Source organism: Bradyrhizobium sp. JR4.1, from assembly GCF_040548605.1.
In the GTDB taxonomy this organism is placed as follows: domain Bacteria; phylum Pseudomonadota; class Alphaproteobacteria; order Rhizobiales; family Xanthobacteraceae; genus Bradyrhizobium; species Bradyrhizobium canariense.
Window position 1 is genome coordinate 63,977 of record NZ_JBEPRY010000009.1, and the last position, 24,691, is coordinate 88,667.

22 protein-coding genes are annotated in these 24,691 nt (G+C 63.3%); 6 read left to right on the forward strand and 16 right to left on the reverse strand.

The genetic code is table 11. The features are described 5' to 3' along the window. Positions 1-32: 32 nt before the first annotated feature. Positions 33-704 carry a sensor histidine kinase gene (locus ABIB90_RS19465; protein ID WP_354201214.1) on the reverse strand — a complete coding sequence of 224 codons (672 nt, stop codon included), beginning with the start codon at positions 702-704 and terminating at the stop codon, positions 33-35. Between the two features lie 331 nt (positions 705-1,035). Between ABIB90_RS19465 and ABIB90_RS19470 the strand changes: the two genes are divergently transcribed. Both ABIB90_RS19470 and ABIB90_RS19475 read left to right on the forward strand, forming a co-directional pair. After that, a complete protein-coding gene (locus ABIB90_RS19470) occupies positions 1,036-3,879 on the forward strand; it encodes an ATP-binding protein (RefSeq protein WP_354201215.1) in 2,844 nt (947 codons plus the stop codon). Positions 3,880-3,997: 118 nt separating this feature from the next. Further along, the gene (locus tag ABIB90_RS19475; protein ID WP_354201216.1) at positions 3,998-4,705 is read left to right on the forward strand and encodes a hypothetical protein; all 708 of its coding nucleotides are present in this window, start codon (positions 3,998-4,000) and stop codon (positions 4,703-4,705) included. A 25-nt stretch (positions 4,706-4,730) separates the two neighbouring features. Here ABIB90_RS19475 and ABIB90_RS19480 read toward each other — a convergent pair whose 3' ends face one another. Then, on the reverse strand, positions 4,731-7,613 hold the full coding sequence (locus ABIB90_RS19480) for an ATP-binding protein (RefSeq protein ID WP_354201218.1): 2,883 nt from the start codon (positions 7,611-7,613) through the stop codon (positions 4,731-4,733). Positions 7,614-7,966: 353 nt separating this feature from the next. Between ABIB90_RS19480 and ABIB90_RS19485 the strand changes: the two genes are divergently transcribed. Further along, on the forward strand, positions 7,967-8,950 hold the full coding sequence (locus ABIB90_RS19485; RefSeq protein WP_354201219.1) for a helix-turn-helix domain-containing protein: 984 nt from the start codon (positions 7,967-7,969) through the stop codon (positions 8,948-8,950). Positions 8,951-9,032: 82 nt separating this feature from the next. On the opposite strand, the gene ABIB90_RS19490 is transcribed toward ABIB90_RS19485, so the two are convergent. After that, entirely contained in the window at positions 9,033-11,354 is a 2,322-nt protein-coding gene (locus ABIB90_RS19490; RefSeq protein ID WP_354201220.1) for a molybdopterin guanine dinucleotide-containing S/N-oxide reductase, read from the reverse strand. Positions 11,355-11,681: 327 nt separating this feature from the next. On the opposite strand from ABIB90_RS19490, the gene ABIB90_RS19495 reads away from it, so the two are divergent. Continuing rightward, positions 11,682-12,032, forward strand: coding sequence for a RidA family protein (locus tag ABIB90_RS19495; RefSeq protein ID WP_354201221.1), 351 nt, complete (start codon positions 11,682-11,684; stop codon positions 12,030-12,032). An 83-nt stretch (positions 12,033-12,115) separates the two neighbouring features. Here ABIB90_RS19495 and ABIB90_RS19500 read toward each other — a convergent pair whose 3' ends face one another. Continuing rightward, positions 12,116-13,060, reverse strand: a complete 945-nt coding sequence (locus ABIB90_RS19500) for a LysR substrate-binding domain-containing protein (RefSeq protein ID WP_354201222.1) — start codon at positions 13,058-13,060, stop codon at positions 12,116-12,118. Positions 13,061-13,292: 232 nt separating this feature from the next. On the opposite strand from ABIB90_RS19500, the gene ABIB90_RS19505 reads away from it, so the two are divergent. After that, entirely contained in the window at positions 13,293-14,228 is a 936-nt protein-coding gene (locus tag ABIB90_RS19505; protein ID WP_354201223.1) for an MBL fold metallo-hydrolase, read from the forward strand. Between the two features lie 15 nt (positions 14,229-14,243). Next, a complete protein-coding gene (locus tag ABIB90_RS19510; protein WP_354201224.1) occupies positions 14,244-15,245 on the forward strand; it encodes an alpha/beta hydrolase in 1,002 nt (333 codons plus the stop codon). A 50-nt stretch (positions 15,246-15,295) separates the two neighbouring features. Here the strand turns inward: ABIB90_RS19510 and ABIB90_RS19515 are convergent, their stop codons facing one another. The 12 genes from ABIB90_RS19515 to ABIB90_RS19570 form a co-directional block, all read right to left on the reverse strand. After that, on the reverse strand, positions 15,296-16,330 hold the full coding sequence (locus ABIB90_RS19515) for a Gfo/Idh/MocA family protein (RefSeq protein ID WP_354201225.1): 1,035 nt from the start codon (positions 16,328-16,330) through the stop codon (positions 15,296-15,298). A gap of 6 nt (positions 16,331-16,336) precedes the next feature. Beyond that, the gene (gene aroQ / locus ABIB90_RS19520; RefSeq protein WP_354201226.1) at positions 16,337-16,786 is read right to left on the reverse strand and encodes a type II 3-dehydroquinate dehydratase; all 450 of its coding nucleotides are present in this window, start codon (positions 16,784-16,786) and stop codon (positions 16,337-16,339) included. Positions 16,787-16,799: 13 nt separating this feature from the next. After that, positions 16,800-17,546, reverse strand: a complete 747-nt coding sequence (locus tag ABIB90_RS19525) for an amino acid ABC transporter ATP-binding protein (RefSeq protein WP_219683109.1) — start codon at positions 17,544-17,546, stop codon at positions 16,800-16,802. Between the two features lie 62 nt (positions 17,547-17,608). Continuing rightward, positions 17,609-18,436: a transporter substrate-binding domain-containing protein gene (locus tag ABIB90_RS19530; protein WP_354201227.1), complete on the reverse strand. Its 828-nt coding sequence runs from the start codon at positions 18,434-18,436 to the stop codon at positions 17,609-17,611. A gap of 51 nt (positions 18,437-18,487) precedes the next feature. Continuing rightward, entirely contained in the window at positions 18,488-19,144 is a 657-nt protein-coding gene (locus tag ABIB90_RS19535) for an amino acid ABC transporter permease (protein ID WP_007601262.1), read from the reverse strand. A gap of 12 nt (positions 19,145-19,156) precedes the next feature. Beyond that, positions 19,157-19,825, reverse strand: a complete 669-nt coding sequence (locus tag ABIB90_RS19540) for an amino acid ABC transporter permease (RefSeq protein WP_007601261.1) — start codon at positions 19,823-19,825, stop codon at positions 19,157-19,159. Positions 19,826-19,876: 51 nt separating this feature from the next. Next, complete coding sequence (locus ABIB90_RS19545; RefSeq protein WP_219683113.1) at positions 19,877-20,731, reverse strand: shikimate dehydrogenase; 855 nt, start codon at positions 20,729-20,731, stop codon at positions 19,877-19,879. Between the two features lie 15 nt (positions 20,732-20,746). After that, positions 20,747-21,574, reverse strand: coding sequence for a shikimate dehydrogenase (gene aroE / locus ABIB90_RS19550; RefSeq protein WP_354201228.1), 828 nt, complete (start codon positions 21,572-21,574; stop codon positions 20,747-20,749). 3 nt (positions 21,575-21,577) lie between these two features. After that, a complete protein-coding gene (locus ABIB90_RS19555; RefSeq protein ID WP_007601258.1) occupies positions 21,578-22,804 on the reverse strand; it encodes a CaiB/BaiF CoA transferase family protein in 1,227 nt (408 codons plus the stop codon). Continuing rightward, complete coding sequence (locus ABIB90_RS19560; RefSeq protein WP_007601256.1) at positions 22,801-23,271, reverse strand: MaoC family dehydratase; 471 nt, start codon at positions 23,269-23,271, stop codon at positions 22,801-22,803. Before ABIB90_RS19560 ends, ABIB90_RS19555 begins: the two co-directional genes overlap by 4 nt. A gap of 13 nt (positions 23,272-23,284) precedes the next feature. Next, positions 23,285-23,671 carry a VOC family protein gene (locus ABIB90_RS19565; RefSeq protein ID WP_354201229.1) on the reverse strand — a complete coding sequence of 129 codons (387 nt, stop codon included), beginning with the start codon at positions 23,669-23,671 and terminating at the stop codon, positions 23,285-23,287. A gap of 1 nt (position 23,672) precedes the next feature. Beyond that, positions 23,673-24,617 (reverse strand): ketopantoate reductase family protein, encoded by a 945-nt coding sequence (locus tag ABIB90_RS19570; RefSeq protein ID WP_354170477.1) that lies wholly within the window; start codon positions 24,615-24,617, stop codon positions 23,673-23,675. Positions 24,618-24,691: the final 74 nt, after the last annotated feature.

Here is a 24,691-nt window from a genome sequence, read left to right on the forward strand (position 1 = left end):
TCTAACTCCCTGGGTTGGATCGAAGACGAACTTCAAGCAGCTGCGATCGGCATCACGATGGTTACACGTGTGCCGTCTTCTCCCGCCTCGCCCTGCAGCCGGGCGTGAATGCTGCGCGCGAGTCCTTCGAGAATCCGGCTGCCGGTGCCCTGAAGCGGCCCGGTCGCACCGATCCCGTTGTCAGTTACGGTGCAGAACCAGGCGCCGTCGCGATTGGCCATCTCGATGCAGATCAGTGCATCGTTCCTGTTCGGGAAGGCGTGCTTGGCCGCATTCGTCACCAGCTCCGTCAGCATCAGCGCAAGCCGATGGCATTGCGAGGCCGGCAGCGTGCCGCTTTCGATCGCCGCCTCGCAGCGGATGCCCGCCGGCTCCAGCACGGCCTCGGAAATCGCTCCGCACAAATTTTCGAAGAAGGCCGCCACCGGGATCGCCGTATGATCGTCATTGTCGGACAAGAGTTGATAGAGCCTGCCGAAGGCGACGATGCGCCGCTCGAGCCGGTCCGCTGCAAGCGATACGTCCCTGGTACCCGTCCGCGTGAAATCGCGGCGGACTGACGCACCAAGTATCGTCAGCGTGTTCTTCATCCGATGGTGGGATTCCCGTAGCACGAGCTCCCAGTCACGCGACGGATCGTCCAAACTTGCCACAAATTGAGATCGAACGACGTCGTCATTCGGCCGAGCATTGATACCGGACATCGTAGCCTCCCCGTTGGAATTAACGCCAAATTCGGAACGGATACTGGATGCAGTTCGCGTGCATTGCTCGTTAGACGTTGCAAGATTTTGTTATGATGGCGGTGCGACGACGGGGACTCCAAGCCGTGAGCTGGGCGGTCAAGCGCGCCGCCGGGCTGCCCCTATCGCTTCGCAAGATGCTCGCGTTTGAGTACAATTTGCGACGGATCGTCGCGCGCGACGGCCAATTGCCGGCGCCCCACGCGATTTCGCCACTTTCGCCCAGTTTACTCGGGGTTCCCTTCTGCTAAATCAAAGTGCAGAGTTCAGCTCTCACTGGAATGATTGGCCCGTGCCGGACACTAACGACCAGGAGTCGGCCATTGCTTTCGGGCCATTCCGGCTGTTCGCAAAGACGCGGCTGCTCGAGAAGGACGGCGCCCCGGTTCACCTCGGCGGCCGTGCGCTCGATATTCTCGTTTTTCTGGCCGAGCGCGCCGGGGAGGTCGTGGACAAGCGTGAGTTGATCCGGCGCGTCTGGGCCGACGTGAATGTGGACGAAGGCAGCCTGCGCTTTCACATCACGACACTGCGCAAGGCGTTGGGCGATCCGGGCGAAGGCTCCCGCTACGTCGTCAACGTCCCCGGGCGGGGTTATTGCTTCACGGCCGCGCTGCTCCGGGCTGCCCCATCGGAGAAACGGACCAGCCTGCCCGTTGCTGCGCCGCGCTCGCTGCCCTCGCCGCTCGCGAAGATGATCGGGCGGGACGATGCGGTCGCGAGAATTTCCGCCGAGCTTGCCTTGCATCGCTTCGTCACGATCGTCGGCCCCGGCGGGATCGGCAAGACCTCGGTCGCACTGGCCGTGGCGCATCGCGAGCTCCAGGCCTTCGACGGCCAGGTGTGTTTTGTCGATTTCGGCGCACTCAGGGAGACGCGGCTCGTTGCGGGAACGATTGCGGCCGCGCTGGGCCTGACAGTCAATTCCGACGACCCGATGCCGGGGTTGCTGACATTCCTGCGCAGCCGGCGGATGCTGCTGGTCTTCGACAGTTGCGAGCACATCCTCGACGATCTCGCCCCCCTGGCCGAACGCATCGTCCGGGAAGCGGGCGGGCTGCATATTCTCGCCACCAGCCGCGAATCCTTCCGCGCCGACGGTGAGCGTGTCCATCGGCTGTTTCCACTGGATTGCCCGCCACAGCGCGACGGGCTGGGCATCGCCGACATCCTTGCCTATCCCGCAACTCAGCTCTTCGTGGAACGCATTGCAGAGAGCCTGAGCGAATTCGAGCTCAGCGAAGAGGATGCGCCGCTCGTCGCCGAGATCTGCCGTCGGCTGGACGGCATCGCGCTCGCGATCGAGCTCGCGGCCGGGCGTGTGAACGCCTACGGCATTGCCGGGACCGCCTCGCTGCTCGACAGCCGTTTCTCGCTGCTATGGCGCGGTCGGCGCACCGCTGTGCCGCGGCACCACACCCTGAGTGCGGCGCTCGCCTGGAGCTATGATTTGCTGCCGGCAAACGAAAGCGCAACGCTGCGCGGATTATCAACGTTCGTCGGGCCGTTCACCCTGGAAGCCGCGCTAGCGGTCGCATCCTGTCAAGGCATCGGCGAGGCGGAAGCCGCTGAGGCGATCTCCAATCTGCTTTCCAAATCGCTGATCGCGACCTCGCCTGCGGAGCGGCGGCTGCGCTATCGCCTGCTCGACACCACACGTGCCTTCGTCGCGGACAAGCTCGTCGAGAACGGCGAAGCGGACCGCGTCGCACGCGCCCACGCCGAATATTTCCGCGATTTCCTGCGCGACATTGCGCTCAAATCCACGGGCATGCAGAGTGCCGGCGGCTTTCTTCCCTATGCCGACCACCTGCCCAATGTTCGGGCCGCGCTGACCTGGAGCTTTTCGGACGGCGGGGACCGAACGATCGGCGTGGATCTCGCGGCTTCGGCAGCCCAGTTCTTCCTTGAGCTGACATTGCTGACGGAATGCTACCGCTGGACCCAGCAGGCGCTGGCGTCCCTCGACGCGAGCGCGGTGGATGGCCGCAATGAAATGATCTTGCACGCCGCGCTCGGCGTCTCCGCGATGTTCACGCAGGGCAATACCGAAGCGGTCCGCTCGGCATTCGCGCGCAGTCTCCAGCTTGCCCGAGAGCTCCAGGATCTGCACTGGCAGCTCTGGCTGCTGCGCGGATTACACATCTACCTGACCAGGGTCGGGGATTTTCACGGAGCACTCGGAACCGGCGAACAGGGCGAGAGCGTCGCGCGGAAGCTGAACGATCCCGCCAGCACGCTGAACGTAGAATGGATGCTGGGCGTCGCCCATCATTTAATCGGCAACCAGGACAAGGCGGTGCAGCTCTGCGAGAGCGCGATGTTGCATAATCCCGGCTCGCAGCGGCTGAATATCGGGCATCTCGGCTATGACGACCGCATCGTCGCACTGGTGGCGCTCGCGCGCGGGCTTTGGCTCACCGGCCGGCCCGATCGTGCGATCGAGGCGTCCCGATACACCATTCGCGAAGCCGAGCTGCTCGAGCAACCGCTCACTCTCGGTATTTCCTTGATCTGGACCATCTACGTGTTCCTCTGGGTCGGCGACCTGGCGAATGCGGAAATCCTGATCGAGCGGCTGATCGATCATTCGGCGCGGCACTTCCTCGGCCCCTATCATGCGGTCGGCATCGGCCAGAAGGGTGAGCTGCTGCTTCGCCGCGGCGACGTCACCGCCAGCATCGAGCACCTCCGCCGCAGCCAGGCCACGCTGTACGCAACGCGACACCGGATCATGACGACGGTGTTTGCGACCGCGCTCGCGGAGGGACTCGTGGCGCAGAACCAGGCCGACGAAGCCTTGCAGACCATCAATGATGCCATCGCAGAGATCCCCGATCATGGCGAATCCTTCGACATGCCCGAGATGTTGAGGGTCAAGGGCGATATCCTCGCCCGGTCGGGCAATGCCGCGGAGGCCGAGAGCTGCTTCCGGGATTCGCTCGATCTGTCACGCCGCCAATGCGCGCTCGGCTGGGAGCTGCGGGGGGCAATCAGTCTCGGCCGGTTCTGGCGCCAGGCCGGAAAAGCCGGAGACGCGCGCGCCCTGCTCGCCCCGCTCGTCGCGCGCTACCAAGAGGGCCTCCAGACCCGTGATCTCGTCGCCGCCAGGGAGCTCCTGGGCGCGCTGAATTGAGAGTATCTTCAATGAGATACTGCCATGCTGCGCGCTCGCAACTCCTAACAACTTCTAACACGCCAAGCCGCATCCGCCCCGCCATGGTGCTGGCACTTCACGGTGGATATGGCGGGACATGGCGCTTCTTGACGATGTAATTGATGCCAGCGGCGGAATGGCCCGCTGGAATAGCTTGAGCCGGTTCACGCTTCACCTCTCCGTTGCCGGAACGCTGTTCTCCAGCACCGGACATGCCAGCGAATTCAAAGACGTGACGGCGGAGGGCTCGACCCGCACGCAGTCGGTCCGCTTCACCGGCATCACCGGAGGGGAACATTCCGGCTCGTTTCAGCCGGACGCGATCACGATCGAAAGCCTCGAGGGTGAGGTCCTCAGGACCTGGCGCAATCCAAGCGTTGCGTTCACCGAGGCCGGTTCGCCTACGCTGGCGGACGAACTGCATCTCGTCTTCTTCTGCGGCGTCGCGATCTGGAATTATCTGACCAATCCATTCCTGCTCGCCCATCCCGACGTGGTGGTGGAGGAGCTGCCACCGTGCCAGGAGAACAACGAGTCATGGCGGCGGTTGCGGGCGCAGTTCCCTCCGGGCCTGATCACGCTCGCGCCCGAGCAGATCTTTTATTTCGACGACAACGCGTTGCAACGGCGGGCCGATCACGATCTGTTCGGGATGAAGGTCGCACACTACTCCTGGGCCCATGACAGCTTCGGCGGCATCGTGGTGCCGACGCTCCGACGCGCGCAGACGCTGCGGCCCGACGGAACAGTGGTCGCCAAGCCCGTACTGATGGACGTCGAGATCTTTGACGCCGTCTTCGAGTAGCGGCCCGCGCGATTCGCTTCGAACTTCACCGGGCCGCCGGCTCGTTCAGCATGCGCCGTGCTGCAATGAGATCGGCGGTCTCGAACCCCTCCGTGAACCGGGCATAGGTTTGAGCGAGCTGTTCGAGCGGATTTTGCACATGCTGCCGGACTCGAAGCCGCGCCAGCGACATCTCGGCTCGCAGCCGCCAGGACAACGCGCCCTGCTGTTCGGAGAGCGAGATCGATGCGACAAGATCCGCCTCGGCCGCGTCGGGATTGCCGCCATGGGCCTCCAGCTCTCCCCGCAGACGGAGCAGCTCGGGCATGTCGAAGGCGCCGCCTTCCTGCTCGACCCGCAGAATGGTTTCGTGAAGAACCTGAATGCCTTCCGTCAATTGTCCCAACGTGACCAAGCCTCGAGACAGGTCCGCGGCGAACGCTGAGGCGTAGAGCTCGTAGCGATCGGCATGCAGGCGGGGAAGCGCGCTCCGCAACAGGTCGACGCCGTCGGCGATCTCGCCCCGAGCGATCATGCTCTGCGCTCGAAAACCCGTCGCGACGGCTTCGTAGGGCCCGAGTCCGTGCATGCTCGCATGCGCGGCCAGGCGATCGGTCATGGCCTCAACTGACAACCAGTCGCCGAGCCAGCCGAACACCGAGGCGGACCAGCATAATGCGATACAATGCATGACCACGTCATGCGGCGCTGAAGCGCCGACTAGCGGCCGGATGCATTCAAGCGCACGATCGGGAAAGCCGCGCAGCCATAGCACGCGCGCAAGCGGAATCTGCGGTGTGCGTGAATAGGCGAAATGCGCGGGTTGGGTCCCGCGGAGCGCAGCGTCGTCGCGCAGGCCCTGGTCGAGATGGGCTTGCGCCGCGGCCTGGTCTCCGGCGAGGTGATATGACACGCCGAGCAGCGCTTTGCTCCCGGCGATCCCCGCGGTATCGCCGATGACGCGGGCAATCCGCTCGGCGTGAAGCGCAGTCGGCACCAGATGCCGATAGCGACCGGTCCGGCGGTAGAACATGTTGAGCCGGGACAACAACCTGAATGTGTTGGCGTGATCGGAAAGCGCTTCCGCTATTTCCAGCCCGCGCCTGAGCGCCGCTTCCGCCTGCTCGCTGTTGCGCTCGGTGAACATCAAGGCGTGACCGAGCGTCGACTGAAGTTCGAGTTCCCATGCGCCGCCCCGGTCGGCCTCGTCGAGGATTGCGAGGGCGCGATCGGACCAGATGCGCGCCTCGTTGAGCAAATTGAGTTCGACGAAGAGCCTTGTGCAGCTGCCGGCGAGCGGCACGCGCAAGCCGGCGCCCTCGTCGTTGGCATAAGCCCATTGCAGCGCAGCGCGGGCATCGGCGAGCAGGCTCGCGCGTTCCTGCAAACGTGAGGCATGATTGCTGCCCTCATCCTTCATGCCCGCTTCGAGCGTGCATTGGACATAGAGAGCGTGACGGCGCGCGATCTCGGCCAGCTGTCCGCCATCGGCCAGTTTCTGCAGGGCATAGGCGCGCGTTGCGTCGAGCAGGCGATAGCGCCGCGATGCGCCGTCCGGCTGGGTGGAAATCAGCGACTTCACCACGAGTTGCTCCAGGGCCTCGACGGCGCGATCCTCCGGCATCTCTGCCCCGGCCGCGACCGCTATCACACCCTTCAACGTGAAGTGACCTGCGAAGACGGCGAGGCGCTGAAATACGATCCGCTCGCTCTCGCCGATCAGACCGAAACTCCAGTCGAGCGTCGCACCGAGCGTCTGCTGCCGCGGCGGCGCCGTTCGCCGCCCGCGCCATTCGAGCTGCAACCGATTGTCGAGCAGTGCCGCCATCTCGCGCAGTCCATAGAGACCGACGCGTGCGGCAGCCAGCTCGATCGCCAGTGCGATGCCGTCGAGCTTGCCGCAAATCCGGGCCAGGACTTCGGCATCCTCGTCGGTGATGTCGTCGCGATGCCCGGCCGCGACGGCGCGATCGACGAACAGGCGCACAGCGGGATAAGCCAGCACCTCGCCGGCGCTGAGGCGGGTGCCCTGCGGCGGACCAGGAAGCGAAACGAGCTCGAAAATCTGCTCGCCTTCCACCAGCAGCGACTCGCGGCTGGTTGCGAGGATGACGATGCCGGGCGCCGCCCGGTAGATGTTTTCTGCAAGACGCGCGACCTCCTCGATGACGTGCTCGCAGCTGTCGAGCACGAGAAGCAGCCGGCGGCCCCGCAGGAAATTGATGATGCTGGCCGAGGGATCATCATGGTGCACGACGAGGCCCAAGGCGGCGGCAACCGTGCTCGCGACCAGGGCCGCGTCCTTGAGCGGACCGAATTCGAGAAAATGGACATTGCCGTCGAAGCTATCGCACATCTCATGCGCGAGCGCGGTCGCAACAGTGGTCTTACCGATGCCGCCCGGCCCTCGCAACGTGACGAAGCGATCGCGGAGCAAGCGGGCCGCCAACTCGGTTACAGCGTCTTCCCGCCCGACCATCCGGTCCAATCGGCGCGGCAGCGGCGGTGCCGGCGCGGTCCTTCCGGGCGCATGCGACGGCGGCGCAGCCAGCTCCGCGCGCTCGCCACGCCGCACGGGCGCCACAAAGCAATAGCCCCGGCCCGGGATGTTGGTGATGTAGCGGGCACCATCCTTTCCATCGCCGAGCACCTTGCGCAGCTCCGCGACATGGACCCGCAGGCTGACCTCCTCGACGGAAAGTCCGGACCACGCATAGCTGAGAATTTCGTCCTTCGGGACCACTTCGCCGGCGCGAATGACCAGCAGGCGCAAAATATCCATCGCGCGGCTGCCGAGCCTGACCGGCAAGCCATCCTTCTCCAGCAGCCGCGACCGAAGCGAAAATGGCCCGAACGCGACGGCATCGAGATCCAGAATCGCCGCGGTGTCGCTGCTGCGGGGGCCATGTCCTGCCGAGAGCTCGGTCACTTCTGACTCATCCTGACGGCCGCTCCATCGAAATGCGGCGCGACTATACCCGGCGCCAGTGCGAGGTCCAGCGAGGGGCAAGGCCCGGAACTCACGCCGCGCGTCGATCTCCACGCGATGTCCGGCGCTCTCCTATGTCGGGCCGGGGATGCGCAAATATCTGATAAATTGTACAAAAAGGACGCTTCCTGAGACGGGATGCCGCACCTGATGCGCTCCCACAAAAACTAACACATCCTAATCACCACTAACGAGCTTGCAGGTCAGCTCACGCCTATCCTCTCAACATGGAAAGCAGGGCTTTGCGCGTTTGCTGGTTGCAAACAGCGGAGAACGCCCGGAGAGGACGAACGATGTTGACCAATTTGCAGGCAAGTAATGCCTGGATTGAATTTCCGGGCGCCTCGGGGGATTGCGAGATACCTCAGGCAACACAAGCGCTCATTCGCGAGCGTCAATGGCGTCAGGTCGATCCGCGCGCGGGGGTGGCCGCCGAGGACATCGCGATCTCGCGATGGGAAGACCCGCGGAGCACCTCGTCGCACGAAGCGACCACCCCTGAGGATCGCTATTTCGTCGGCATCGCCCTCAAGACCACGCGCGCGAAACTGACCCGGGATCGCCAGGTCATTTTCGACGGGACCATGCCCGCGGGCACGCTGTATCTCACCGCGCCGTCGAAGCCCATCGCCATACAATTCCAGTCGCCATGCGCCTTCCTGCACTTTCACATCTCCGCGGATCATTTTCCGGGGCAATCTTCCGGGACCGAGGGATTGAATGATCTCGTCCTGTTGCGCGATCCGCTCGCAGCCGAGCTTGCCAAGGCGCTGATCGAACTTGGAGACGCCGCGGACCACGAGTTTACGCGCTGCATCGGCCAAACCCTTGCGATGCATCTCGCGCGCCTGGAATTGCCACGCGCCAAGGTCAATGCCTTGCCGAAATGGCGGCTGCGGCGCGTCGAGCAATATGTTGCCGATCATTTCCACCGCTGCATCAGCCTGTCCGAACTCGCCAAGGTCGCCGGCCTGTCCAGAATGCACTTTGCGGCGCAGTTCCGCGTCGCGACCGGTTACCGGCCCCGCGAATATCTGCTCAATCACCGGATCGAGCATGCCAAGATGCTGCTGGCCACCACCGAGCGGCCGCTGGCGGAGATTGCGCTTGCGGTCGGCTTCAGCACGCAGGCGCATTTTTCGACCGTCTTCAAGCGTATCAGCGGTCAATCCCCGGCACGCTGGCGCCTCGCCAGCAAGGGCGAACGGCGTGAGGTGCAAGCACTCCCGCCGCGTCGTCCTTCGACCGAGAGAGACTGGATCAGCGCAGCCGCCTAAGCATTCGCTCGCGCCCTCATCCTCCCGGGCCTGCGAGCCACTCGGGGCCGTCCCTGCCCGCACACAGGGCGGCCCCTTTTTTCTACCCCGGATCGAAAGCCCGGATCGGCGGCAGATTGCCGGTGAACTTCTCGACCTCGACTGTCGTGAGCTGGCCGGTGCAGCCCTGCGCGAAGGACGAGGTGCCGACGTCGCGGGTGAGCACGTTCGGATTGCCGTGCACGCAGAGCGGCGCGTCGTCTTCGGGGTCCATCGGGTCGTACCAGGCGCCGGTCGGCAGCTGAACCACGCCGGGCGCGATGCCGTCGGTAACGTGGACTGCGGCGAGACAGGCGCCGCGCGCGTTGAACAGCCGAATGATGTCGCCGTGCTTGATCCCGCGCGCGTCAGCATCCCGCGGGTTCATGCGCGCGACCTCGCGACCGCGATGCTTGCTTTGAAGCGAATGTCCGCCGAAATCGAGCTGGCTATGCAGACGCGTCACCGGCTGGTTGGCGACCAGGAAGCACGGCGCCCCCGGCTTCGGCATATCGGACTTCTCCAGCCAGACCGGATGGCCCGGACAATCCGCATCGCCATGAGCCGCGATCTTGGCAGAGAATATTTCGATGCGACCGCTCGGCGTCGGCAAAGCGTGATTGACGGGATCGTCGCGGAAGCGGCGCAGCCGGCCACCGTCGTCGGGCTGCTGCGGCACGACCAGGCTGCCGCGCCGCCAGAACTCTTCGAAGCTCGGCGCCTCCAAACCGCGCGCTTCGAGCGAGGCGCGGGTCGGCTCATAAAGATGTTCCAGCCACTGCCGTGACGTCCGCCCCTCGGTGAAGGGTTCGCGCGCGCCGAGACGGTCGGCGAGATCGGCAAATATTTCGTAGTCGTCGCGCGCAAGGCCGAACGGCTCGGCGATCCGGTGCATGGCGACCATGAGGGGATCGTTGCTGGAATAGCCGATGTCTTCGCGTTCGAGCGTCATCGTCGAGGGCAGCACGATGTCGGCATGCCGGGCCGTAGCAGTCCATGCGAGTTCGTGCACGACCAGCGTGTCGACTTTCGCAAACGCCTTGCGCAGGCGATTGATGTCCTGGTGGTGATGGAAGGGATTGCCGCCGGCCCAGTAGACGAGGCGGATATCCGGATAGGTGCGCGTCTCGCCGTTATAGCGATAGGTGCCGCCGGGATTGAGCAGCATGTCGGCGATGCGCGCCACCGGAATCAAATCGCGGACAGCGTTGCGGCCCTGCCCCAATGTCGGCCCCGGCACGTCGTTGACGCGGCGGCCGTAATAGCCGATCGCCCCCAACGAATAGGCGTAGCCGCCGCCGGAGAGGCCGATCTGGCCGAGCGCTGCCGCCAGCACCATGCCCATCCACACCGGCTGCTCGCCATGCTCGGCGCGCTGGAGCGAATGGGAGACAGTAATGAGCGCACGCTTGCCGGCGAGCCGGCGCGCAAGCGTGCGGATCGTATTTGCGTCGACGCCGCAGATCGCTGCGGCCCATTCGGCGTGCTTGGGTTGGCCGTCGCTCTCGCCTGTGAGATAGCGCAGGAAGACGGGCCATCCCTCGGTGTAGCGATCGAGGAAAGCCTGGTCGTGCAGGTTTTCCGCGACCAGCGTATGAACGATGCCGAGCATCAGCGCGGTGTCGGTGCCGGGCACGCACGTCATCCATTCGGCGCCGGCCTCGACGGGCAGGTCTTCGCGCAGTGGGCTGACCAGGACGAACTCGCAGCCGCGGCGGCGCGCAGCTTCCATCGCGCCGCGCTCGACATGCTTGCTGATCGAGCCGCCTGCGACCATCGAGTTCTTCAGCGCCATGCCGCCGAACGCCAGCACGATGTCGGTATCGGCCGCGATCTGCTCCCAGGTGACGTTGCGCTTGGTGATGTCCTCGTAGCCTGCCAAGATCTGCGGCAGCAGCACCGAGGACGCGCCGGAGGAATAGGAGTTCACCGAACGCACATATCCGCCCAAGGCGATGTTGAGGAAGCGATGCACCTGGCTCTGGGCGTGGTGGAAGCGGCCCGCGCTCGACCAGCCATAGGAGCCGCCGAACACCGCGCCGGGGCCGCGCGTGTCACGGATGCGTGCCAGCTCGTCGCCGAGCAGATCGAGCGCCTTCTCCCAGCTGACGGAGACGAATTCGTCGCGGCCGCGGCGATCGTCCGGACCGGGACCGCGTTCGAGCCAGCCGCGGCGGATCGCAGGTTGGGTGATGCGCGCCTGATGGCGCAGCGCGCCGGGAAAATTGCCGATGATGCCGTTCGGATCGGGATCGCCCGCATAGGCCCTGACCTCGAGCCCGGCCTCGCCTTGACGTGCCGAGAACACGCCCCAATGCGAGGTGTGCGGCTTGAAGCCGTCGGACAGGTCGAGGCCGGGGTCGGGGAAGCCAATCGTATCGTCCATCGTCGCATTCCTTGTTCCGGTCGCGGCACTGTCCCGGCCGCACCGATAATCCGGGTCGCAGTATAGCGATCCGCGCTTCGATGTCGTCGGGTCAGGGCCGGCGAAAATGCCGGGCGCTCGTGCAAAGACAGATTGGCGAACGTTCGCAGGGACGACCGGCGGCGATTTTTCGACCAGTTTGTGCTTTTATTTTCAACGTCTTTAGCCGTCTGCATTCAGGGCCGTGCGGTCCGTTTTCCGGCAAGACTTGGCGCGAGATCTCTTGCGACGACACTGACATTGAAATGTGCAATATCCCGCCCGTCACACAGCAACATCGGTCCCATCATGATCAAGCGCGAATTGCCTTACGAAGGTCTGCTCCACGAAGTGGTCGAGCACAATGGCGTGCTTTACATCGGTGGAATCGTCCCCGAGGACACGAGCCTCGATATGTCGGGCCAGGCCAACGATGTCCTCGGGCAGTTGGCGCAGTTGCTCAAGACCCTCGGATCCGATCTGAGCAACGTCTTGCAAGTGACCATCTACATGGCGAGCCTCAAGGAAAAGCCAGAGTTCAATGCGGCCTGGAAGGCGCATTTTGCAGAGGCTCATCTGCCGGCGCGCGCCGCAATCGGCGTGGCCGACCTCGGTCCCGGCGTCAAACTCGAGATCACGGCCATCGCCGCTCGACAATAGTGGCACGGGACCCCGCTGATCGAGAGGTCCCGACGATCATCAATCCTAAATGCGTGACTTGGTGGCGGTTGAGGCAAGTCGAATCAGGAGGCGGCCGCCTGGTACAGGCACTCACGTAGCCAAGCATGAGCTCCGTCCTCCTGATTGCGCGGATGCCACAGCGCAACGATGCGCGCCGGCGGCAAATCAAGCGGCGGCGGCGTGAGATCGAGCTCGTGGGAAAATCGCATGAGAAAACGTCGCGGTAGAGTGCAGATACAATCGCTGTGGGCAAGGATGACCGGCGCCAGCGCATAGGTTTGAATCGAGACAGCGACACGTCGCGAACGGCCCAGCGCAGCCAGCGCGTCGTCGACGAGCCCGGAAAAGCCGCCGCCGTCGGCAGAGATCAGCAGATGATCGAGCGCACAAAAGCGATCGAGATCGAGCGCGCCGTTGCCGCGGGGATGACCCTTACGCTGGGCGGAGAGGAAGCTGTCCTCGAAAAGCGGGCGCTGCATCAGATCGCCGTGTGCCCCGTCAGCCCCCGTCACCAGAATGTCGATCTCGCCCCGTTCAAGCCGATCGACGACGTCGCGCGTCGGATGGACGAAGGCTAGCCGCGCCCGTGCGGCCGTGGCCGTCAACCGCGCGACGAATCCGGGCGCCAGCGTCACGGCTGGATTCTCGTGGATGGCAACGACAAAGGTGCGCTGGCTGTGGACCGGGTCGAATACGGCCGGTCCCTCGACCATGCGACGGAGCTTGCCGAGCACGTCTGCCAGCTCCGCCTGCAGCTCCACCGCTCTCGTCGTCGGCACCACACCGCGGCCCGCCGCCGCGGGCACGAACAAGGGGTCGGCAAAGACCTGTCGCAGCCGGTTCAATCGAGCCGATAGCGCGGGCTGACCGATGTTCAGGCGCGACGCCGCGCGCGTGACGTTCCGCTCGCGCAGCAGAGCCTCCAGGGCGAGCAATAGGCCGAGGTCGATCTCGGCGAGATCGGTGTCGTCGGCCAGCCGACCTGGACCGTGTTCCGCATCCGGCATCGGTCTTCCTCCGTTCAAAGCACATGATCGCGGCCGAACGAGCCGCGATGAGAGAGGTAGAGCCAAAATGGCGGTCTGAAAAGCTGGGCTGACCGCCTTTCGATATCGACGGGGTCGATGGGACCTATCGAGCCCACCGCCCTCCCGGCGGCGTGGCGCGCTTCGTACTTCACGGTCACCGCGGCGCTGGCAATCAGGCCGGCTCAGCCACGACCTGGAGTGGAGGACCTTGATGACGCAAGCGACGAAAACCTATCGCGTTGGCGATGCAGCCGTCACGCGGATCGATGAATTGCGGCTTGCCGCATTCAAGTTCGGCGCCCTCTATCCTGACGCCGAACCGGATGCGCTTGAGCGCCATCGCGACCGGCTCGAGGCGGGCTCGTTCGATCCTGCAACCGGCACCTTCATTCAAAGCATCCACAGCTGGCTGGTCAAAACCCCGCACCACACGATCCTGATCGACACGGCGACCGGCAACGACAAGAACAGGCCCGACATCCCGCCGCTGCATCGTCTGAACGAGCCGTTCCTGGCGCGGCTGGCGGCGGCGGGCGTCACCCCGGAACAGGTGGACTACGTTCTGCTCACGCATGTCCATGCCGACCACGTCGGCTGGAACACGCGCCTGGTCAACGGTCGCTGGATTCCGACATTCCCGAACGCAACCTACGTCTTCTCCGGGATCGAGCAGGCCTATGGCGAGAGCCTCGCGGCGGGCACGGAGCCCACAGGGGCAGCCCGCCCCGACCCGGCGCTCGGCCCGGCGGCGCGCAAGCCGGCCGACCGCGTCTATGACGACAGCGTGCGGCCGGTGATCGAGGCCGGCCTTGCCAAGCTCATCGCAGTGAATGGCGACGAGCTCCTTGAGGGCATCTCTTTCATCCCGACTCCCGGCCACAGCATCGATCACGCGTCGATCCGTCTCGTATCCCGCGGCGAGCAGGCGCTTTTTGCCGGCGACGTGATGCACCATCCACTCCAGGTATATGAGCCTTCGCTCAATTCCTGCTTCTGCGAATTCCCTGAGGCCGCCTTGCGCTCGCGCGCCGCCGTCCTCGAGAACGCAGCCGAGCTTGGCGCAACCGTCTTCACCACCCATTTCGCACAATCGTCCGTCGGGCGCATCGACCGCCGCGGCGATCGCTTCGCCTGGCAATTCCTCTGATCAAGGAGACCGAACATGGACCAGCAAACTTACGCGCGGGCAGAGAGGCCCGACATCGTGGTCGAGGATCTCATGATCCCGAGCGACACGGCCGGCATCTCGCTTCACTTGCGCAACAAGCGACCAGCGGCGCTCAAGACGTTTTCCGCCGAGCGAACCATCCTGATGATGCATGGCGCGACCTATTCGTCGGAAAGTCTGTTCGATGTGCCGCTCGATGGCATCTCCTTCATGGATTATCTCGCCGGGCATGGCTACGACGTCTTTGCACTCGACGTGCGCGGCTATGGCGGATCGACGCGTCCGCCCCAAATGGACGCGCAGCCTGAGGAATCTGAGCCGATTGTGCGCACGGAAGTCGGCGTGCGTGACCTCGCCAGCGCAGTCCAATACATCCTGAAGCAGCGCAACATCACGCGGCTCAATCTGGTCGCGATGTCCTGGGGCGGCTCTGTGGCCGGTGCCTACACGGCAAGCAATAACGACAAGATCGTAAAGCTGGCGCTGGTCGCGCCACTGTGGTTGCTGAAGGGCCCGGCTCCGATCGATGCGGGCGGCCGCCTCGGGGCCTATCGCCACGTCCCTGTTCTGGACTTCAGGGAGCGCTGGCTTTCGGCAGCACCGGAAGCAGCGCGATCAAGTCTCATCCCGGAAGGTGGGTTCGAACTCTGGGCGAACATCTCGCTCGCAACAGACCCGCAGGCCAGCGCAGGAGCTCGTCCGCTCATGCGTGCCGTGAACGGCCCGATCCTGGACATCCGCGAGTACTGGGCCGCCGGCAAGGCCCTTTACGAGCCCAGCGAGATTCGCGTGCCGGTGCTTCTGGTCCACGCCGAATGGGACCGCGACGTGCCCATCGGCTCGGCACAGGACCTCTTCCTCTCACTGAAACAGGCGCGATATCGGCGATGGGTCGAGATCAGCGAAGGCACGCACATGGTTCTGCTGGAGAAGAACCGGTTGCAGGCGTTCGACGCGATCAACCAGTTTCTCTCGGAACAGTATGAGCATGACTAGCGCGATCTTCGCGCGGATCCCGCCGCGAGAACACAGGTGCCTCGCCCGAATCAAACCGACACGAGATCTCCGGTTTCCGCTGCGCGCTTGACCGCGTCGATCACCCTGAGCGTTTTTAGCCCTTCGTGCCCACTCACCACAGGCGTGGCCGTGCCGCAGATAACACCACAGAAATTTGCGATCTGCAGGCCAAGCGGGTCTTCCTTCTCATATCTTAGCTGCTCGCGCTCAATCGGCGCCCACCAACTGGCCTTGCTCGGATGATGCCATAAATCGAGTTGCGGAATAGCCAGCGATGCCCGCGTGCCGCCGATCTGGTAACACGCCTCCTGCGTACGATTGTAGGCTGGGTTCTCACCGGCGGTGAATTCCCAGCTCCAAGGCGACTGGATGGTATCGGAGACATTGACCGTTCCCAGCGCGCCGGAGGCGAAATGCAGGATCACCACCGCGGTCTCTTCAACGCCATTTCCGCGCAGCTGATTGGATTGGGCAGCCTGTACCGCGACGATATCGCCGCACAGATACCGCAACAGGTCGATATCGTGGATGAGATTCAGGAAAATGGGGCCCGCTCCTTTCTCGCGGCGCCAGGACACTTCAAAATAATCGTCCGGCTTGATCAACCAGAACATGCCATGCACCGATACGATCTGACCGAGCCCGCCACTATCGATCTCCGCCTTGGCGCGCTGGATCATCGGGTTGTGGCGGCGGTGGTGGCCGGTTAGCAACGGCACGCCCGCCCGGTCGGAGGCTTCGACCAACGCCTGTGCAGCAACGACATCATCCGCTAACGGTTTCTCGATCAGCGCCGGGATGCCCGCAGCGATACAATCCATGCCGTTCGCCACGTGCATCTGGTTGGGGGTGGCGACGACCACCCCGTCGGGCCGACTTTCGGAGAGCATGTCCCGAAAGCACGGAAACCAGTTCACGTTCAGCGAAACCGCCAACTCTCGTGCCGCCGGCGTCGGATCGACGATCGACGACAGCACCGCCTCCGGCCGCGCGAGAATATGTTCAATATGTCGCTTGCCGATGAGACCCGCTCCCATGACCGTCAGGCGGATGGGTGCACTCATGCGATTCTATCCGTTCTTCTCATCGAGCAGCTTGGCCACGCGACGCAAGCCGAGCAGATAACCCTGAGTGCCGAAGCCGGCGATGACCCCATCAGCTCGTTTGGAGACAAACGAGTGGTGGCGGAATTCCTCGCGCTTGTGCACATTGGAAATGTGCACCTCGATCACTGTCCCCTCGAACGTGTTCAAAGCATCCAGGATGGCGACCGACGTATGGGTGAAAGCCGCGGGATTCATCACGATGCCGACAGCCGTCTCGCGTGCCTCGTGGACCCAATCGATCAACTCGTATTCTCTGTTCGACTGGTGAAAGCGTAGCTCCAGAGCAAGCTCCCCGGCCAGCGCCCGGCAATCCCGCTCCACATCGGCAAGCGTTTCGTGACCGTAGATGTGGGGCTGGCGCTTGCCAAGCAAATTGAGATTTGGCCCGTTGAGGACGTAGACAAGACGACTCATGGATAAACTCCGTTCAGTGATGGGCTAGGATCTCGCCAAGGAACTGCTTGGTGCGAGCGTGCTGCGGATTGCGGAAGAAAGCGTCGGGCACACCTTCTTCGATGATCTGCCCTTCAGCCATGAAGATGACACGGTCGGCAACCTGGCGGGCAAAACCCATCTCGTGGGTGACGCAAATCATGGTCATGCCGTCGTTGGCGAGGCCAATCATCGTGTCGAGCACTTCCTTGACCATTTCCGGATCGAGAGCCGAGGTCGGTTCATCAAACAGCATGACCTTGGGCTGCATGCAGAGAGCACGCGCGATAGCGACACGTTGCTGCTGACCGCCCGAGAGTTGAGCCGGATACTTCTCGGCCTGCTCACCAATGCGCACCCGCTCGAGATATTTTCGCGCGGTCGCCTCCGCTTCGGTCTTGCCGATGCGGCGCGCGCGAATGGGCGCGAGCATGCAGTTCTGCAAGACCGTCATATGCGGAAAAAGGTTGAAGCTCTGAAAGACCATGCCGACGTCCTGACGTACGACATCGATGGCCTTGATGCTGTCGTCCAGCCGATGACCGTTCACCACGATACTGCCCTGCTGGATCGCCTCCAGGCGGTTGATACAGCGTATCAGCGTCGACTTGCCCGAACCGGAAGGACCGCAGAGCACGATCTTTTCACCTCGGCGCACAGTGAGATCAACGTTGCGGAGAGCCTGGTACCCGCCGTACCATTTCTGCACGCCCTTCATTTCGATCAGGATCTGGTCCTGCATGGATTCGGCCTCCGTTATCGGACGACGGCCAACGCGCCCAGCGCGTCGGCCGCTTGCAGTGACTATTGAACTGTGGACGGAACTCCGGGGACTGAGTCGGGGAAGATTGGCACGGGCGCCTTCATCCACTTGGCGTAGAAACCGGCCAATTTGCCATTGGACTTGATCTGGTCGATGAATTTGTTCGCCGTCTCGTTCCACTCCTTCTCTCCCAGGCGCGTGCAGGCCCCGTTGTACAAGGCGGTGAAGTGAAGCTTGGGCTCGAACCCAAGTTCCGGCTTTGCAGCGTTCAGACGCTGCGGGTAGAAACTGTTTGCGCCGACCGCCTGCACCTGACCCGAGAGCAGCGCCTGGATCGTGGCCGCGTCATCATCAAACCTGCGGATTTCGGCGCCCGCAGGAGCATTATTGGTGACTTGGGTGTCCTGCGTGGAGGAGCGTGGGACGCCGATAACGTACTTCCCCATATCGGCATTGCTGTTGATCGGAGTTGCCTGGGCAGCGACCAGTGTAATCTCATTGGCAACATACGGTTTGGAATATTGTACCGCCTTCGCGCGCTCGGGCAGCATGGCCATGGTCGCGAACAGAATGTCCACGCGGCCTGTGGTCAGCGCCGGAATACGGTTGGCCACCGCCAGCGGGACGAACTCGGCCTTCACGCCGAGATATTCAGCGAAGGCGCGCCCCATGTCGGCATCGATCCCATCCTGCTTTCCTGAGCTATCGACATAGCCCCAGGGCGGATTATCGCCCTGAATGCCGATGACGACGACGCCCTTCTTCTTCACGTCCTCCAGCGTGCCCGCCTGCGAGCCGCCTGCGACAACGATGGCCGAGAGCGTCAGCAGCGCAATGCCGAGCTGGCGACGATTGAGCGAAAACAACATGAGTATCTCCTCCTGGTGATGGCTGTGTTTGATTGAGTAGGTGCGCCGAACCTACCTTTGACCGGCCAGGGCGAGCCTGGCCTCCACCCGACTGCCCCACCATGAGAGTGGCCAGCAGAGGATGAAATACATTGCGCCGACCACACCGAAGACGAGCAACGGCTGGTAGGTCTGGTTCGATACGATTTGACCGGCGCGGGCGAGTTCGATGAAGCCGACGATGGCAGCGAGCGAGGTGCCCTTTATGAGCTGCACGAGATAGCCGATGGTCGCCGGCAGCGCGATGCGAATGGCTTGCGGCAGCACGATGTCGCGCATGCGCGCGGAATAATGCAGACCGAGCGCCATTGCAGCCTCGGTCTGACCGCGAGGCACGGCCTGGATTGCGCCGCGCCAGATCTCGCCGAGAAAAGCCGAGGCGTTGACGGTGAACCCGATCGCGACCGCAACGAATGCCGACAGCTTCAATCCGAGGAGCGCCAAGCCGTAGTACACCACGAACAGTTGCAGCAGCAGCGGTGTCCCCTGGAAGATTCCGATATAGATCCGGACTATCCATTCCACACTCGTGCGACCGCAGGTGCGCAACAGTGCGACGACCAGGCCGGCGGTACAGCCACCGACGAATGCAACCAGCGTCAGGAGTACCGTCCATTGCAGACCACGCAGGAGGAAGCCGAACTCGGGAAGGCCGAAATGCGGTGTCATGATCTGTGCTCCTCAGCGCGTCGGATATGAGAAGAAGCGGTGAGAGATGATTGCGAAGCCCGCCATCAGCAGCCAGGAGATCGCGAGGTAGAGGAAAGTGACGAAGAAATAGACCTCGAAGCTGCGGAATGTGTCGCTTTCGATGCGCTGCGCAACCGACGTCAATTCATAGGCGGACACAGCCGAACAGATCGACGAGGTCAGCGTCAGCATGATGAACTGTCCCGTGAGCGAGGGATAGATCGCGCGAAGCGCGGGCTTGAGTACGATGGAACGGAATACCTGCCCTTTGTGCAGTCCGAGCGCGTAGCCGGCCTCGATTTGCCCTTTGTGAATCGATTGCACGCCGCCGCGGATGATCTCGATGGCGTATGCCCCTCCGTTCACACCGAGCGCGATAATGGCGGTGGCAGTCGGATTGAGCTTTACCCCGACGAGCGGCAGTGCAAAGAACAGAAAGAAGATCTGCACCAGGAACGGCGTGTTGCGCACGATTTCGACGAAGCCGATCACGATGGCGCGCAACCAGGCCGCCTTCGCATCGCGGGCTGCGACGCCCGCGACGCCGATGATCATTGCGAGCGTCATGCCAGCAAGCGCCAAACCCAACGTCCCCACGCAACCCCACAGCAACGCGGGCATTGCGTGCCAAACCACCGAGAAATCGAGCGTGTAGCCCATCTTGCGTTTCCTCTCGGGCGTTGTGCGTACCGCTCGCCCATCGGCCGGATGTCATCCTCCCAGGGATGCGAAAGTTGCGAAGAAGACGTCTGGATCAGGCGAGACGCCCGTGAACAGGCGGAATGCTTCGGTGCCCTGGAAGATTGCCATTCCGCCACCATCGACCGTGCGGCAGCCGAGGGTACGCGCCGCGCGCAGCAGCGCGGTCTCCAGCGGGAAGTAGATGATCTCAGCGACCCAGAGACCGGAACAGAGCATTGCCAGCGGCAGCGGCGTTCCCGGATACTTGTCCATGCCAATGGGCGTCGCGTTTACAATTCCGTCTGCGGCAGCCACGGCCGCTGCGACATCCCGGCCGACCCTCAAGCGCCCTTTGACAAATCGAGAGGACAAGCCGTCGACCACGCTCTGCGCCTTGGCCAAGTCGACGTCTATGATGGTCAGTTCCTGCACGCCAAGCTTCATGAGCGCGAAAGCAACCGCCGCGCCCGCGCCGCCTGCGCCGAATTGCACGACACGACCGAGTGGTGCACCTTGCATGCTGCGGCGAAAATTCTCGGCAAAGCCGAACCAGTCCGTGTTATGGCCGGTCATCCGGCCCTTTCTGACGACCACGGTGTTCACAGCGCCAAGCGCCTCCGCGTCGGGCGAAAGCTCGTCCAACAGTGGAAGGATCGCCTGCTTGCAGGGATGGGTCACGTTCAATCCGTCAAAGCCCATCCGCCTTGCGGCCGTGAGCAATTCCGGTAACGCTTCGACCCCGAGGTTCAACTCGACCAGATCGATCTTCTTGTAGAGATAGCGGATGCCAGCGGCGTCTGCGGCCGCTTCGTGCATGGGCGGCGTGCGAGACGCCGAGATGCCGCTGCCGATCAGGCCGACGAGAAAACTGGGTTTGGGATGCATTGTCGGCGTCGTCCGTCAGCTCAATGGGACAGTCAATTCGGCGATGATCTGGGCCGTGCTCGGTCGGACGCCACGCCACCAGACAAAGGCTTCCGCCGCCTGCTCGACCAGCATGCCGACGCCGTCAGCCAGCTTGGCCACGCCTTCAGTGCGGGCCGCTTGCAGAAAGGGAGTCAATCCTTTGCCATAGGCAAGTTCGTACGCCAGCTCCGCGCCCTGGAAGACATTGCTCGGAAGCGGCGGCATTTCACCTCGCAGGCTGGCAGAAGTCGCGTTGACCACGACGTCATACCCCTCGGCAAGGTCGGCCAGTTCAGCGTAGCCGCTCACGATCAGGGGACCACAGCCGGCAAACTCTTCGGCCAATGCCACGGCTTTGGACAGCGTTCGATTGACGAGAACCAGCTCGGACGGTTGCTGGCGCAGAAACGGCAGTAACGCGCCACGTGCCGCTCCCCCAGCGCCGAGCATCAGGACGCGCCGGCCAACCATTTTGACGCCGAGATTGGCAGTGATGTCACGCGCCAGGCCGATTCCGTCGAAATTCTCGGCAATGATCCGATCGCCCTCGAACTTCAGGCAGTTTGCGGCACCTGCGCGTTGGGCGCTCTCTGAGAGCTCATTTGCATAAGCGAAGGCATCGAGCTTGAACGGGGCGGTGATGTTCAGCCCCTTGGCGCCCTCCGTCCGGAATTGATCAACCCGTGCGCTGAAGCCATCGATGGGCCCCTCGATCGCCTCATAGACGAGATCCTGTCCCATCATTTTGGCGAAAGTGCTATGGATGAAAGGTGACTTGCTGAAGCCGATCGGATTGCCAATCACCGCATAGCGATCGCTCATCGCTCACTCCTGCACTGCAGCTTCGTTGTAGAGCACGCCGTCGCGCACCATCGCGTCGACGGCTTCGGCCGACAGTCCCAGCGAGACAGCAATGCGACGATTGTCCTGTCCAAGCAGTGGCGCCGGAGTGCGCACCGTGGTGTCGCAATCGGAAAACCGGAACGGCAGGTTCGGCAGCGTTACCTTGCCGAGCACCGGATGCTCCTGCTCGACCAGCATGCCGCGCGCATGGATCTGCGGATCCCTCACGACCTCTTCGATGGTCTGCACGGGAGCGGACGGCACACCTGCTTCCTCGAGTGCCGCAAGACACGCATCTCGAGACGGCTGCGATAGCGTCCAGTTGCGCACAATCTCCATGGCTTCAGCATAATGGGCGTTCCGCGCGGCGGGCTTGGCGAAACGCTCGTCCAATGCCAGCGTGTCTCCTCCAATCAGGCTCGCCAATCGTCGCCACGCATCATCGACTTGCGCAGCGATGACAAGATTGCCGTCCTTGGCCGGAAAGACGCCGTAAACGGTCGAATCCGGCTGTCCGCTGCCGGTTTGCTTCGGCAGGTCAGCGCCGCCCGAGAGGAAGTAACGCTGAACCGCATAGTCGTGCATCGAGACCATGCAATCGTACAGCGCCAGATCGATATGTTGGCCGCGCCCGGACGACGCACGGCCAACCAGCGCCGCATTGATAGCAGCGACGCCATGAATGCCAGTGTACATATCGGCCAGCGGCATCCGCAGCAGCGGCGGCGGTTCGCCGGGATTGCCCAGTTGCGCCAGCGCACCCGACATCGCCTCTGCGATCAGGCCGAAGCCCGGACGATCGGCATAGGGACCGGTATGGCCATAGGCGGAGACCGAGCAATAGATCAGCCTCGGATTCCGCGCCGATAGTGCTTTGTAACCGAGACCGAGACGTTCGAGTGCGCCGGGTCGGTAATTCTCGATGAAGACATCGGCCGTGTCGACCAGCTTCATCATCATGTCGAGACCACGCTCGTCGCGCAGGTCGATGCAAAGTCCCTGCTTCCCCATATTCTGCTGCAGGAAGTAGCCGGATTGTCCGTCCTTGAAATATCCATGGGCCCGGCCTGCGTCGCCCCCCTTTGGGCGCTCCACCTTGATGACCTCCGCGCCCATCGCGGCGAGGCAACGGCCCATGAACGGGCCGGCCAGGAAATGGCTGTAGTCGATGACGCGAATGCCTTTGAGCGGCAGATCTTGCGCGGTCATGCCTGCTCTCCTGCAGCGCTGGTCTTCGGGCGCATCGGGATCATCAGCCGATGCTCACCTAGCTGAACGACCTCGCCGCGCTGATTGATGAGTTCCGAAGGCAGCACAACGATGCCCCACCCATCCCTCTTTGTGCCGCGCATTGAACCAACGCGGAACTTCACATGCACGGTGTCCCCGAGCTTGATCGGCAGCTTGAAATCCCATGTCCAGCCCAGCGACATTCCCGGGAGGAACCGGTAGGCGGCACGCGTTTTCAATCCGTCAGCGAGCGACAGACCAAACAACCCATGCGCGACGCGGGTGCCGAACGGCGTTGTCTTCGCGTACTCCTCGTCGACATGGACCGGCGTGAAATCGCCCGTCAGTTCGGCATAGGCATTCACCATTGCTTCGGTGACCGTCACCGAGGGGGTTACGCATTCATCGCCGACCTTGGCATCGTCCCAGTAGCGCTCATCTGTCATGTCGCGTCTTCCTCTAGGCACGGGGATTGATCGCCAGGGCGGCTTCCACGGCGCCTGCGCTGGCTTGCAAGATTTCGACGTTGAGCCCGCCCGGCAGCTCGAGCCAGTTCGGCCCGGCGGGCAACGCTTTGGCGCCCCAGGCGGCGGCACGGGCGAGCACACCCTCGTAATCGTCGACCATGATGCCGAGATGGGCGAGACGCCCCTCTGGTCCGACGAAATTCGGATCTTCGATGAGTTGCACGCTTCCGAGCACCCAAACCTGACGCGGGCGCGTACCATCGGCGGGTTGCTCATCGCGAATGGCGAGACCAAGCACCTCACGAAAGAAGTCGACGTGACGATCAACGTCCGGCACGCGGATCGCGACGTGTTCGACATAAGCGCGGGGCAATGACATCTCAGGACTTTCCAGGATAGTCGCTGCGGGCGTATTCGATGCCCTTGACCAGCGCGACGAGGGTGGAATTGACGGGGGTCGGCACGCTGAGCTTGGCGCCCCAGCGCACGACGGAGCCGTGGATGTAGTCAACCTCGGTGAGGTTGCCGGACTGCAAACTCTGCAACATCGACGTCTTGAACTCGGGCGGCAGTCCAGCGGACGCCATCGACCAGGCGCGTCGCGGATCGGTAATCGAGATCTTCACGCCAGCAGCTTGCGCGACCGAGATGCCCTCCGAGATTGCGGCCAGCGCGCAATCTTCCAGAACCGGCAGCGAATACAGGCCGCCATAAGTCAGCCCGGTCACGGCGGTAATTCCTCCTCCGGCGACGTTGATGAACAACTTGTCCCACATCGTGCCCAAGATGTTGTCGCTGAGCAGCGTGAGAATGCCGGCGCGATTAAAGGTCTCGGAGATTCGCTGCGCACGTTCTGTCAAGCGCCCATCAAGCTCGCCGATGATGGTCTCCTTGCCGATGACCCCGGAACGAACATGACCAGGGCCGAGCAGCACACCGCCGACGTAGGTCTTGCCCGCCATGACCCGGTCACGACCAACCTCCTCCGACAGGATGTCCTCATGACCAAGACCGTTCTGAAGCGACATCACGACCGTCCGCGGCCCGATGATCGGCGCCGCGGCACGGATGGCATCCCGCGTGTGGTAGGATTTGACGAGGATAATGACGAGGTCCGCTTCTACGCCGACCTGAGCCGCGGAGGTGCAAGCAGTGACCTTCACGACGGTCTCGGCGCCATCTTCGAGTATTCGCAGGCCACCGGCATTGATTGCGCCGACATGAGCCTGGAACGGATCGATCAGCCAGACCTCGGCCCCGCCGCGCGCCAACGTACCGCCGATGGTCGAGCCCAAGGCTCCCGCTCCGATAAAGCAGATCCTCATCCGAACGCTTCTCCCGCGCCATTCTCGGCGTCGGAAGCACCGTAGCTGGCGGCTCGATATTTATATATGTTATG

Coding starts and splice junctions, on each gene's coding strand:
- ABIB90_RS19465 (WP_354201214.1), bottom strand. CDS start 704: ATGTCCGGTATCAATGCTCGGCCGAATGACGACGTCGTTCGATCTCAA.
- ABIB90_RS19475 (WP_354201216.1), top strand. CDS start 3,998: ATGGCGCTTCTTGACGATGTAATTGATGCCAGCGGCGGAATGGCCCGC.
- ABIB90_RS19485 (WP_354201219.1), top strand. CDS start 7,967: ATGTTGACCAATTTGCAGGCAAGTAATGCCTGGATTGAATTTCCGGGC.
- ABIB90_RS19490 (WP_354201220.1), bottom strand. CDS start 11,354: ATGGACGATACGATTGGCTTCCCCGACCCCGGCCTCGACCTGTCCGAC.
- ABIB90_RS19495 (WP_354201221.1), top strand. CDS start 11,682: ATGATCAAGCGCGAATTGCCTTACGAAGGTCTGCTCCACGAAGTGGTC.
- ABIB90_RS19500 (WP_354201222.1), bottom strand. CDS start 13,060: ATGCCGGATGCGGAACACGGTCCAGGTCGGCTGGCCGACGACACCGAT.
- ABIB90_RS19505 (WP_354201223.1), top strand. CDS start 13,293: ATGACGCAAGCGACGAAAACCTATCGCGTTGGCGATGCAGCCGTCACG.
- ABIB90_RS19510 (WP_354201224.1), top strand. CDS start 14,244: ATGGACCAGCAAACTTACGCGCGGGCAGAGAGGCCCGACATCGTGGTC.
- ABIB90_RS19515 (WP_354201225.1), bottom strand. CDS start 16,330: ATGAGTGCACCCATCCGCCTGACGGTCATGGGAGCGGGTCTCATCGGC.
- aroQ (WP_354201226.1), bottom strand. CDS start 16,786: ATGAGTCGTCTTGTCTACGTCCTCAACGGGCCAAATCTCAATTTGCTT.
- ABIB90_RS19525 (WP_219683109.1), bottom strand. CDS start 17,546: ATGCAGGACCAGATCCTGATCGAAATGAAGGGCGTGCAGAAATGGTAC.
- ABIB90_RS19530 (WP_354201227.1), bottom strand. CDS start 18,436: ATGTTGTTTTCGCTCAATCGTCGCCAGCTCGGCATTGCGCTGCTGACG.
- ABIB90_RS19535 (WP_007601262.1), bottom strand. CDS start 19,144: ATGACACCGCATTTCGGCCTTCCCGAGTTCGGCTTCCTCCTGCGTGGT.
- ABIB90_RS19540 (WP_007601261.1), bottom strand. CDS start 19,825: ATGGGCTACACGCTCGATTTCTCGGTGGTTTGGCACGCAATGCCCGCG.
- ABIB90_RS19545 (WP_219683113.1), bottom strand. CDS start 20,731: ATGCATCCCAAACCCAGTTTTCTCGTCGGCCTGATCGGCAGCGGCATC.
- aroE (WP_354201228.1), bottom strand. CDS start 21,574: ATGAGCGATCGCTATGCGGTGATTGGCAATCCGATCGGCTTCAGCAAG.
- ABIB90_RS19555 (WP_007601258.1), bottom strand. CDS start 22,804: ATGACCGCGCAAGATCTGCCGCTCAAAGGCATTCGCGTCATCGACTAC.
- ABIB90_RS19560 (WP_007601256.1), bottom strand. CDS start 23,271: ATGACAGATGAGCGCTACTGGGACGATGCCAAGGTCGGCGATGAATGC.
- ABIB90_RS19565 (WP_354201229.1), bottom strand. CDS start 23,671: ATGTCATTGCCCCGCGCTTATGTCGAACACGTCGCGATCCGCGTGCCG.
- ABIB90_RS19570 (WP_354170477.1), bottom strand. CDS start 24,617: ATGAGGATCTGCTTTATCGGAGCGGGAGCCTTGGGCTCGACCATCGGC.